The organism is uncultured Algibacter sp., from assembly GCF_905480415.1.
In the GTDB taxonomy this organism is placed as follows: Bacteria; Bacteroidota; Bacteroidia; order Flavobacteriales; family Flavobacteriaceae; genus Algibacter_B.
This window is the reverse complement of record NZ_CAJQQI010000108.1, coordinates 1-11,007: the sequence shown is the minus strand read 5'-3', so window position 1 is coordinate 11,007 and position 11,007 is coordinate 1. Positions and strand designations below refer to the sequence as shown.

Genomic DNA, 11,007 nt, shown 5'->3' with positions numbered 1-11,007 from the left:
AGCAATATTAATATCACCCCACCAAACACGGTCTTTTGTAATATCATCTTTAACAATAAACCTATCCATAGGAGAACGCCCTGTAAACTCACCTGTATTTACTGCCAAAGCTCCAGATGATGCCTCAACTCCAAGTCCTTTGGATACAGAAATATCATGTAGGGTTTCAGGAGATAATTGATAATTTACTTTAGCATTTTTTATGCCATATTCTCCTAACGAAATCGTTTTCGTAACCTGAGCGTAATTTTCCATAAATTGATATAAAAATGTTTATCTGACAAAATTATAATAATTATTTTAAGTATATGCTACTTATATCTGCTTTTTAGACGAATTCTTTATGAAATCGATAAACAGGAAAATCCATGCAAAAATCAACGACAAACCACCTATTGGAGTTATGAAACCAATAGATTTAAAATTGAACATTGATAGTTCATTTGTTGCTAGTCCGTAAATGGAACCAGAGAAAAATATAAGCCCAACAACAACTAAATAGTAGATTATTTTTTTAGTTTTTTGTTGAACTAAGTTTGTACTTCCTATAAATAATAGCAAAAGCGCATGATACATTTGGTAACGCACACCCGTTTCAAAAGTTTGTTGTGATTCAAAAGGTATCAATTCCTTTAGTGCATGTGCACCAAAAGCACCTAAAATAATACTAAACATTCCTAATATCGATGCGGTAACTACAATCGTTTTATTCATTTTATATAAATTATTCTCAATAAATGCTTTTAATATTTAATAATTTCGTAAAATTGAATGCGTTTTAGGCGTTTCAATAATCAAAACAAAATTACTCAACAAAATTCAAAATGCGAAAGATTTTAATCATTGGTTCAGGAAAATCTACATCATATTTATTAAAATATCTACTAGATAAGTCTTCATCCGAAAGTTTATTTATAACTGTAGGCGATTTAAATATTAAGAATGCCAAAACCTTAATTGGTAATCATCAAAATGCTGAGGCCATAACATTAGATGTTTTTGATGAGTCTTCTAGAGCCAAAGCGATTAAAAACGCAGATATTGTTGTGTCCATGCTCCCAGCGCGTTTTCATATTGAAGTCGCCAAAGATTGTATTACTTACAAAAAACATATGGTCACAGCATCTTATGTCAGTGATGAAATGCAAGCTTTAAATGATAAGGCGAAAGCAAAAGGTCTCATTTTAATGAACGAAATTGGAGTAGACCCTGGAGTAGATCACATGAGTGCCATGCAAGTTTTAGACAGAATAAGAGATAAAGGCGGTAAAATTATTTTATTCGAATCCTTTACAGGAGGATTAGTCGCACCAGAAAGTGACAATAATCTTTGGAATTATAAGTTCACTTGGAATCCAAGAAACGTAGTCATTGCAGGGCAAGGTCAGGCAGCAAAATTTTTACAAGAAGGTGCTTATAAATACATTCCTTATAATCGTTTGTTTAGACGTACAGAATTTTTAGAAATCGAAAAATTCGGACGCTTTGAAGTGTATGCCAATAGAGATTCGTTAAAATACCAAAATATTTACGGATTAAATAACGTTAAAACACTATACCGTGGCACTATGCGTCGAGTAGGTTTTAGTCGCGCTTGGAATATTTTTGTAATGCTTGGTATGACCGACGATAGCTACACTATTGATGATAGCCAAAACATGAGTTACCGCGATTTCACGAACTCTTTTCTACCGTACAGCCCATCAGATTCTGTAGAGTTGAAACTGAGACACGAACTTAAAATTGATCAAGATGATGTGGTATGGGATAAGCTCATTGAGATCGATATATTTAACCCTAACAAGCGCGTAGAACTCAAAAATGCGACTCCAGCACAAATTCTTCAAAAAATATTAATGGACAGCTGGACCCTATCCAAAGACGATAAAGACATGATTGTTATGTACCATAAATTTGGTTACGAACTGCATGGTAAAAAACATCAAATAGATGCTAATATGGTCGTACTTGGCGAAGACCAAACCTATACGGCTATGGCTAAAACCGTTGGCTTGCCTGTTGCTATAGCTACACTTGCCATTTTAAATGGTAAAATCACAACACCTGGAGTTCAAATCCCTATTACTAAAGAAGTGTATCAACCTATTTTGAAAGAACTTGAGGAATTCGGCATCGTTTTCCAAGAAAAAGAAGTGCCCTATTTAGGGTACAATCCTCTAAATAATTAGCATTCGGGCATTACCACAAGGGTCGGGCTTTTCGTTACAAGTCCGCGCTCCCCGATAAATATCGGGTCGCTGTGGGCTTTCCACTGCAATCCCTAACGCAAAATATTGTTTCAATTTAAAATCAAATACTTACTTTTAAGTTTTAGATTATAACTTGATGCAACATTCACAATAAAATTGTTAAATGAATGCTGCATGTGACCACTAAAACAATACATACAAGCACATGAAACAAAAAAACAAAACCGTAACCTTAGACGGTATAGATAAAAAAATACTACGTGCATTAACTACAGATGCAAGAACGCCCATTTTAGAAATTGCACGACATGTTGGCATTTCTGGGGCAGCAATACATCAGCGCTTACGTAAGTTAGAAAAATCTAAACTTATTTCTGGCTCAAAATTTATTATCAATGCAGAAATTTTAGGCTTTACAACCTTAGCATTTGTTGGCATTTATCTTGATAAGGCTGCAAATACAGATGATGTGGTTAGAGCCTTAAAACGTGTTCCAGAAGTTCTAGAATGCCACTATACCACTGGCAATTACAGTCTGTTTATAAAACTTTTAAGTCATGATAACGGGCACTTAATGCGTTTACTTCATGAAAAAATTCAAACAATCACTGGTGTTCAACGCACCGAATCTCTTATTTCGTTAGACCAACAAATTGATAGACAAGTACATATATAATTTTACACCCTTAAAATCAAAACCCATCATTATTTTAACAACTCTCGGTATAATTATTGATTCATATTGCTTCAAACTATTCAAAAAAAACTATGAAAAAATCTTATCTAGTATTGCTCATTGCTGTTTTGTTTTCAATGTCTGTATTTTCTCAAGAAAACTCAGAAAACAAAAGCGCCTCAGAAAATTTTAATGAAGTAAAAATAAACGGTTTATATCTAGTACTCGGAGCCTTCGATTTAACCTATGAGCGCACAATTAGTCAAGAATCGGCATTTGGTGTAAATGTTTTTTTACCTTTTGATGATGATATAAATAATGATATAAACTATTATATCTCGCCATATTATCGTTTTTATTTTGGAAAAAAATACGCTGCAGGTTTCTTTGTAGAAGGGTTCGGTATGTTAAACTCTACTAATGATTACAACTACTTAGATGGCTCTAACTCATCGAATAAAGAAAACATTACCGATTTTGCTTTAGGTATTGGCTTAGGAGGAAAGTGGATTACAAAAAGTGGATTTATTGGTGAATTAAATTTAGGTTTTGGAAGAAACCTTTTTAATAGTGACAGATATGATTACGAAATTATTGGAAAAGTAGGCATTACGTTGGGCTATAGATTCTAAAAAACCCAACATAATAAACACAAAACCCCAAGTAATGCTTGGGGTTTTGTGTTTATTAGATACTGAAACAAGTTCAGCATGACAAACTAGGTTTGTCACATTTTCATTAACCAAGAACGCACATCTACTTCTTGTTTAATAATAGCTCTTAAATCTTCCATTTTAACACGCTCCTGTTCCATAGAATCTCTATGGCGAATGGTAACCGTGTTGTCTTCTTTAGTATCGTGATCTACAGTTATACAAAATGGAGTTCCGTTAGCATCTTGCCTTCTGTAACGCCTTCCAACGGCATCCTTTTCATCATAAATGACATTAAAATCCCATTTTAAATCTTCAAGAATTTGTTTTGCGATTTCTGGCAAACCATCTTTCTTAACTAATGGTAAAATGGCTGCTTTTACAGGCGCTAAAACGCTTGGTAATTTTAAAACCGTTCTGGTTGTTCCATTTTCTAATTCCTCATCAACTAACGAATTTGAAAAAACGGCTAAAAACATACGATCTAAACCAATAGACGTTTCTAGTACATAAGGTGTATAACTTTTGTTTTCTTCATGATCAAAATATTGTAATTTTTTTCCTGAATGTTCTTCATGTGCTTTTAAATCAAAATCGGTTCTGGAGTGAATTCCTTCTAATTCTTTAAACCCAAACGGGAACTTAAATTCAATATCGGCAGCAGCATCAGCATAATGAGCTAACTTTTCATGGTCATGAAAACGGTAATTGTCCGCTCCCATTCCTAATGATAAGTGCCATTTCATTCTGTGCTCCTTCCAATACTCATACCATTCTTTTTGAGTCCCAGGTTTTATAAAAAATTGCATTTCCATTTGTTCAAACTCACGCATTCTGAAAATAAATTGTCTTGCAACAATTTCATTTCTAAACGCTTTACCTGTTTGTGCTATTCCAAAAGGAATCTTTTGTCTGCTCGTTTTCTGTACATTCAAAAAGTTAACAAAAATACCTTGAGCCGTTTCAGGGCGCAAGTATAAATCCATCGCACTTTCAGCTGAAGCACCAAGTTTCGTCCCAAACATCAAATTAAACTGCTTAACATCTGTCCAGTTTTTACTTCCTGTTAATGGATCTGCAATTTCTAACTCTTCAATAAGCGCTTTTACATCTGCTAAATCTTCATTCTCTAAAGAATTTGCCATCCGCGAAAGCGTACTTTTTATCTTTTCTTGATACCCTACAACACGTCCGTTTGTAGATAAAAATTCTTCTTTATTAAAAGCGTCTCCAAAACGCTTTGCTGCTTTAGCTACTTCTTTGTCAATTTTTTCTTCAATTTTAGCACAATAATCTTCAATTAAAACATCTGCTCTGTAACGCTTCTTGGAATCTTTATTATCTATTAATGGGTCATTAAACGCATCCACGTGCCCTGAAGCTTTCCAAGTGGTAGGGTGCATAAAAATAGCCGCATCAATACCTACTATATTCTCATTCATTTGCACCATGGCTTTCCACCAGTAGTCGCGTATGTTTTTCTTTAATTCTGCTCCGTTTTGTGCATAATCGTATACCGCACTTAAACCGTCATAAATCTCACTACTTTGAAACACATATCCGTATTCCTTAGCATGTGAAATTACCTTCTTAAATTTATCATCTTGATTTGCCATAGGTGCAAAAATAAAAAACCGCTTTAAACTAGCATCTTGTTTGTTGAAAAATAATTAAGTTTACGAGACTACATTTCTATACAATGCTTAAATCTATAATTAATTTATTCTTTCCGAAAGTTTGTTATGCCTGCCATAACCTATTAAATGACAACGAGGATACAATTTGTATGAACTGCAGACACGATTTACCTATTACAAATTTCCATTTTGATAATAATGATAGTGTTGCAAAAGTACTTTACGGACGTGCTAAAATTGAAAATGGAACTGCGCTTTTTAGATTTGAAAAAAAAGGGAATGTGCAAAGGCTTATTCATAATCTTAAATATAAAGATCATGAGCATATTGGTTTTGTTTTAGGAAATTGGTTAGGAGGCGAATTAAAAACGCTTGAATCTTATAAAAATATTGATGTCGTGATACCAGTTCCGCTTCACAAAAACAAGCTTAAAAAAAGAGGTTACAACCAAGTGGCTCTATTTGGACAACAAGTTGCTGAAGCTTTAAATGCAGATTATTTAGATGATGTACTTGTAAAAGTTACAAACACCAAGTCGCAAGTGAATAAAAAGCGATTGGCACGTTGGACGAACAGTGATGAACTTTTTACGCTTAAAAACATAGAAGCCATTGACAATAAACACATTTTAGTTGTTGATGACATTATTACTACAGGCGCTACACTTGAAGCTTGTATTTCTGTTTTAAATCAAGCTAAAAATATAAAAATAAGTATCGCAACTATGGCAATAGCCTAAGTCCAATGAGCGTTATATTTTTAAGCCGAAATTATGTAGGTTTGTAAAAATTTAAAATTGTTGATGAACAAGACCCTTTCAAATTTTATTTTTGCCTTTATTCTCGGTTTCGTTTTTATAAACTGTGCTAACCGCGGAACTCCAGATGGAGGGCCAAAGGACGAAATTCCACCGAGCATTATTAAGTCGGACCCAGAAAATTATTCAACCAATTTTAAAAGAAACGAAATTAGAGTCTATTTTGATGAGTATATTAAAATAAAGGACTTACAAAAGCAGCTTATCATTTCGCCACCCATGAAAACGCAACCAGATGTTATGCCTCTTGGTGGCGCTAGCAAATATATTACCATTAAAATTTACGACACACTTCAGCCTAATACGACTTATGCTTTTAATTTCGGTAATAGCATAACCGATAACAACGAAGGCAATCCTTACCCTTACTATCGTTATGTGCTTTCAACAGGAGATTATATTGATTCACTCTCAGTTAATGGAAACATTGTTGATGCCTTAAAGAAAGAACCTGAAACGTTCGTTAATGTGGCGCTTTATGAAGTAGATTCTACTTTTTCTGATTCTATCATTTATAAAGAAACACCAAAATACATTACTAATACTTTAGATAGTGTAACAACATTTTCTATTGAAAATCTTAAACCAGGAAAGTACATGTTAATGGCTTTAAAAGATGGTAACGGCGATAATAAATTTCAACAAAAAACAGATCAATTAGCATATCATAAAAATTTTATTGATGTACCCTCCGACTCATCATATACCTTAAGGCTTTTTAAAGAAAATGCGGACTTTAAGGCGACACGACCTCGATTAATTTCTGGTGAAAAAATAGCTTTTGGTTATGAAGGCGACTATGAAGGAATGAATATAGACATCGTATCTGAAACACCTCCTGAGTTTGAATACCGTATCACAAAAGACAAAAAAACAGATACTTTAAACTACTGGTATAAACCAAGATTAGAAGTAGATTCTTTAATTTTTAAAGTGTCTAAAAATGACTTTGAAAAAGAATTTACCGCTAGAATAAGTGAACAAGAAAGAGACTCCTTGTTAATTGAAACCTCACCTTCAGGCAACATAGGTTACAACGAAGATTTTAAAGTTTCAGGAACTACACCTTTATTAAATTTTGATGCTTCTAAAGTAACTTTGATGGATAAAGATTCTACAACAGTAACTTTCACTACAGATTTTGACACCATAAAGAATGCTTACTCACTTAAATTTGATAAAACTGAGGATAATAATTACAGAATAGAAATGCTTCCTGAGGCTTTTGAAGATTTTTTTGGAGACAAAAATAAAGACACTTTAAACTACAGTTTAAAAACGAAAAAAGCTTCGGATTTTGGTTATGCAAGATTCACTTTAGTAAATGCAACCTATCCATTACTTATACAATTAACAGACAAAAAAGGAGAGGTTAAAGTAGAACAACCTGTTATAAAATCTGGCACAATTGACTTCTTGAATTTAGCACCCGCCATGTATTCCATTAGAATTATACATGATGTTAATGGCAATAAAAAGCATGATACTGGAAATTATTTAAAAAAGATTCAACCTGAGAAAGTAAGTCATTTTCAAGAAATTGAAATTAGAGCAGATTGGGGAATTACTGAAACCCTTCAGTTTAATTAATAATAAACGCATCCCTATCGTCTAAAAATTTAAGCTTGTTTCTATACGCTTGAATGTGTGTTTTTTCTAAAGTTACAATTTGTGTATCTTCTTGATTTGGTTCGAAAGATGTTATCATTTCTCCAAGGACATCATAAGCTGCTGAATGTCCAGAATAAATACTATTAACGCCATCAACACCTACTCTGTTAACACCAATACAATAACACATGTTTTCTATAGCTCTAGCTTTTAATAAAGCATCCCAGGCAGAAACCCTAGGCTTAGGCCAATTTGCTAAATAGAGTAAGACATCGTAATCTTCAGTATTTCTTGCCCACACAGGAAAGCGCAAATCGTAACAAATTAAAGGTCGAATTTTCCAGCCTTTATAATTTAAAATCACCTTATCTTTTCCTGCTGAATATGTTTTATCCTCACCAACTAAAGTGAATGTGTGTCGCTTATCATAAGAAGAAATATACCCCGATGGTTCAACAAAAAGTAATCGATTATAAAATTTATTATTTTCTGAAATAACAATACTACCAACAATGGCTACATCCGCTTTTGAAGCCAATTCTTTCATCCAAGAAATTGTTACTCCATCCATAGTTTCTGCAACTTTACTAGCATTCATTGTAAAGCCTGTTGTAAACATCTCAGGAAGGATTATAATATCTACTTCTTCAATAATATTTTCAATCTTTTTTGTGAAATTAGCACGATTTTGGTTTGGGTTTTCCCAAAGTAAATCTGATTGAATCAATGCTATGTTTAGCTTATTATCCATAATTAAATTCGGTTTAAAATTTCTGCTGATCGTTTTAAGGTATCGTCTGTTTTGGCAAAACAAAAACGCAACACATTATTATCTAGATTGTTTTCATTGAAAACGGATAATGGAATGGATGCCAATCCAGATTCAATCGTCAATCTTTCAGCAAAATCAACATCATACTCCTGAGTAATTTTAGAATAGTCTAAAACCTGAAAATAAGTTCCTGCTGAAGGTGTAAAAGTAAACCTAGAACCCTTTATCAAACTTAAAAATAAATCTCTTTTCTTTTGATAAAATGCAGACAAGTCTAAATAATGTTTTGGTTCTTGCATATAATCTGCAATTCCTTTTTGAGTGGGATGATGCACACAAAACATATTAAACTGATGCACTTGCTTAAACAGCTTCATTAACGCTTTGGGTGCACAACAATACCCAATGCGCCATCCTGTATTATGAAAGGTTTTGCCAAATGATGCCACAACAAAACTTCTGGATTTTAAATCAGGAAATAAGCAGGCACTTTGATGCTTTTCACCATCGTAAATCATGTGTTCATAAACCTCATCGCTTAAAATAATAATATTTGTATTTTTAGTAATCCTTTCCAACTCTACCATATCTGCTTTGGAAAAAATTGTCCCTGAAGGATTATGAGGTGTATTGATAATAATCATTTTAGTACGATAATTAATCTTTTGACTTACCGCATTCCAATCCACACTAAAATTTGGTGCCTGAAGTTGAATGGGAATAACTTTACCACCATTAAGTTTTATTCCAGGCTCATAACTATCATAAGCGGGCTTGAATATGATTACTTCATCGTTTGGTTTTACAAATGTTGAAATTATTGTTGAAATGGCTTGAGTTGCCCCCGCGGTAACAGTAATTTCGTTTTCAGGATGATATATTGAACTATACAATGCATCCATTTTTTTTGAAATAGCCTCTCGTAATTCTAAATTACCAGGCATGGGTGCATACTGATTAAAGCCAGAATTCATGGCTTTACTAACTAAATCAATTAACTTTTGGTCGCTACCAAAATCTGGAAACCCTTGAGATAAATTTATGGCGTTATGTTTGTCTGCCAATCCACTCATTATTGAAAAAATAGTAGTTCCTACATCGGGAAGTTTAGAGATATGTTCCATTTTTTTAATATTCTAATCAGTAAATTTACACAATAAATAAATGCTTTATATATTTGATTTTATTCTAAAAATTACAACATGAAATACCTAAAAATTTTATTGCTTTTTGTAACATTAAACACCTTTGCTCAACAGGGAGGAATGTGGATTCCTTCTCTCTTAGAGGGCATGAATGAAGATGAAATGACTAGTTTAGGGAGTAAGCTAACCGCCAAAGATATTTATGACGTTAACAATTCTAGTTTAAAAGATGCTATTGGCCATTTTAATGGTGGTTGTACTAGTGAGGTCATTTCTCCTAAAGGGCTAATTTTAACTAATCACCATTGCGGATTTAGTCAAATACAATCGCACTCTTCACTTGAAAATGATTATTTAAAAAATGGTTTTTGGGCTATGAACTTTGAAGACGAATTACCAAATAATGGTTTATTTGTTGAATTTATAGTTAGCATTCATGATGTTTCTAAAGAGGTTTTAGCGTCTATTAAGGAGGATATGACTGAAAAAGAAAAACAGTCTACTATTGATAAAAATAGTAATGCTATTTTAAAAAACTGGACTAAAGAGACTTGGCAAGACGTAAAGGTTAAATCCTTTTACAAAGGTAATCAGTACTTTTTGTTTGTTACCGAACGTTTTGAAGATATTCGTTTAGTTGGTGCACCACCAACAAGTATTGGAAAGTTTGGTAGCGACACCGATAATTGGGTTTTTCCAAGGCATACTGGTGATTTTTCCTTATTTAGAATTTATGCCGATGCTAATAACCGTCCTGCTAAATATAGCGAAAACAACCAACCATATACACCAAAACATTTTCTCCCAATATCCTTAGATGGCGTTGAAGAAGGCGATTTTACCATGATATTTGGTTTTCCAGGTCGAACCAACGAGTATTTACCTGCCGTTGCCATAGAGCACATTACTAAAAATTACAATCCAACAAATATTGCCATTCGAGAAGCTGCATTAAAAGTGATTGATGAGAAAATGAAAGATGATGACGAAGTTCGAATTAAATACGCCTCCAAGCAAGCAAGAATTGCTAATGCCTGGAAAAAATGGATAGGTGAAAACCTCGGCATTGAAAAAAGTAATGCTGTAGAAAAAAGACGCGCTTTTGAGGTCACTTTTACCAAAGCCTTAAAAGAAAAAGGCTTAAAGGCTAAATACGGTGATATTCTTCCAAAGTTTAATCGTTTATATAAGGATTTTGCGCCTGTAAATATTAAACGACGAAATTTTATTGAAGTGTTTTTAGTCACAAATGAGTTGATGCAAATGACTTTAAGAACCTTTCAAATGGAACAAGCAATCAACAATGATTCTAGTGTGTTTGAGAAAGCAAGAGAAAGTCTTATTAGAAGATTTAAGGGTATTCACAAAAACTACAATGTTGATGTGGATAAAGGTGTTTTTATCAGTGTAATGCCTTTTTATACTGATCATGTTGATGATTCTATTTATAATAATACTGCATTTACAAATCTAGATTCGGCTTTG

General features: G+C 33.2%; 11 protein-coding genes. 6 read left to right on the top strand and 5 right to left on the bottom strand.

Annotation, left to right across the window (positions count from 1 at the left end; all coding sequences use genetic code 11):
- Together QZ260_RS07710 and QZ260_RS07705 are read right to left on the bottom strand one after the other, a co-directional pair.
- On the bottom strand, positions 1 to 255 hold a 255-nt coding region (locus tag QZ260_RS07710), incomplete at its 3' end, for a phosphoenolpyruvate carboxykinase (ATP) (protein WP_295984707.1).
- Between the two features lie 60 nt (positions 256 to 315).
- A complete protein-coding gene (locus tag QZ260_RS07705) occupies positions 316 to 714 on the bottom strand; it encodes a DUF423 domain-containing protein (protein WP_295984704.1) in 399 nt (132 codons plus the stop codon).
- Positions 715 to 824: 110 nt separating this feature from the next.
- Between QZ260_RS07705 and QZ260_RS07700 the strand changes: the two genes are divergently transcribed.
- From QZ260_RS07700 to QZ260_RS07690, 3 genes are all read left to right on the top strand, one after another.
- Positions 825 to 2,189 carry a saccharopine dehydrogenase C-terminal domain-containing protein gene (locus tag QZ260_RS07700; protein WP_295984702.1) on the top strand — a complete coding sequence of 455 codons (1,365 nt, stop codon included), beginning with the start codon at positions 825 to 827 and terminating at the stop codon, positions 2,187 to 2,189.
- A gap of 226 nt (positions 2,190 to 2,415) precedes the next feature.
- Positions 2,416 to 2,886 (top strand): Lrp/AsnC ligand binding domain-containing protein, encoded by a 471-nt coding sequence (locus QZ260_RS07695; protein ID WP_295984699.1) that lies wholly within the window; start codon positions 2,416 to 2,418, stop codon positions 2,884 to 2,886.
- 92 nt (positions 2,887 to 2,978) lie between these two features.
- The gene (locus tag QZ260_RS07690; RefSeq protein WP_295984697.1) at positions 2,979 to 3,518 is read left to right on the top strand and encodes a DUF3575 domain-containing protein; all 540 of its coding nucleotides are present in this window, start codon (positions 2,979 to 2,981) and stop codon (positions 3,516 to 3,518) included.
- A 95-nt stretch (positions 3,519 to 3,613) separates the two neighbouring features.
- On the opposite strand, the gene QZ260_RS07685 is transcribed toward QZ260_RS07690, so the two are convergent.
- Positions 3,614 to 5,155, bottom strand: coding sequence for a glycine--tRNA ligase (locus QZ260_RS07685; protein ID WP_295984695.1), 1,542 nt, complete (start codon positions 5,153 to 5,155; stop codon positions 3,614 to 3,616).
- 83 nt (positions 5,156 to 5,238) lie between these two features.
- Here QZ260_RS07685 and QZ260_RS07680 point away from each other — a divergent pair, with 83 nt between their 5' ends.
- Together QZ260_RS07680 and QZ260_RS07675 are read left to right on the top strand one after the other, a co-directional pair.
- A complete protein-coding gene (locus QZ260_RS07680) occupies positions 5,239 to 5,916 on the top strand; it encodes a phosphoribosyltransferase family protein (protein ID WP_295984693.1) in 678 nt (225 codons plus the stop codon).
- A 63-nt stretch (positions 5,917 to 5,979) separates the two neighbouring features.
- Positions 5,980 to 7,584: an Ig-like domain-containing protein gene (locus QZ260_RS07675; protein ID WP_295984690.1), complete on the top strand. Its 1,605-nt coding sequence runs from the start codon at positions 5,980 to 5,982 to the stop codon at positions 7,582 to 7,584.
- Here the strand turns inward: QZ260_RS07675 and QZ260_RS07670 are convergent.
- The gene (locus tag QZ260_RS07670) at positions 7,577 to 8,356 is read right to left on the bottom strand and encodes an amidohydrolase (RefSeq protein WP_295984689.1); all 780 of its coding nucleotides are present in this window, start codon (positions 8,354 to 8,356) and stop codon (positions 7,577 to 7,579) included. The two genes, QZ260_RS07675 and QZ260_RS07670, sit on opposite strands and share 8 nt — an antisense overlap.
- Positions 8,357 to 8,358: 2 nt before the next feature.
- Entirely contained in the window at positions 8,359 to 9,501 is a 1,143-nt protein-coding gene (locus tag QZ260_RS07665; protein WP_295984686.1) for a methionine aminotransferase, read from the bottom strand.
- 78 nt (positions 9,502 to 9,579) lie between these two features.
- On the opposite strand from QZ260_RS07665, the gene QZ260_RS07660 reads away from it, so the two are divergent.
- On the top strand, positions 9,580 to 11,007 hold a 1,428-nt coding region (locus QZ260_RS07660), incomplete at its 3' end, for a S46 family peptidase (RefSeq protein WP_295984683.1).

Excerpts from the sequence above, each read along its gene's own strand:
- QZ260_RS07685 (WP_295984695.1), bottom strand. The coding sequence starts at position 5,155 with ATGGCAAATCAAGATGATAAATTTAAGAAGGTAATTTCACATGCTAAG.
- QZ260_RS07665 (WP_295984686.1), bottom strand. The coding sequence starts at position 9,501 with ATGGAACATATCTCTAAACTTCCCGATGTAGGAACTACTATTTTTTCA.
- QZ260_RS07700 (WP_295984702.1), top strand. The coding sequence starts at position 825 with ATGCGAAAGATTTTAATCATTGGTTCAGGAAAATCTACATCATATTTA.
- QZ260_RS07670 (WP_295984689.1), bottom strand. The coding sequence starts at position 8,356 with ATGGATAATAAGCTAAACATAGCATTGATTCAATCAGATTTACTTTGG.
- QZ260_RS07675 (WP_295984690.1), top strand. The coding sequence starts at position 5,980 with ATGAACAAGACCCTTTCAAATTTTATTTTTGCCTTTATTCTCGGTTTC.
- QZ260_RS07690 (WP_295984697.1), top strand. The coding sequence starts at position 2,979 with ATGAAAAAATCTTATCTAGTATTGCTCATTGCTGTTTTGTTTTCAATG.
- QZ260_RS07695 (WP_295984699.1), top strand. The coding sequence starts at position 2,416 with ATGAAACAAAAAAACAAAACCGTAACCTTAGACGGTATAGATAAAAAA.
- QZ260_RS07680 (WP_295984693.1), top strand. The coding sequence starts at position 5,239 with ATGCTTAAATCTATAATTAATTTATTCTTTCCGAAAGTTTGTTATGCC.
- QZ260_RS07705 (WP_295984704.1), bottom strand. The coding sequence starts at position 714 with ATGAATAAAACGATTGTAGTTACCGCATCGATATTAGGAATGTTTAGT.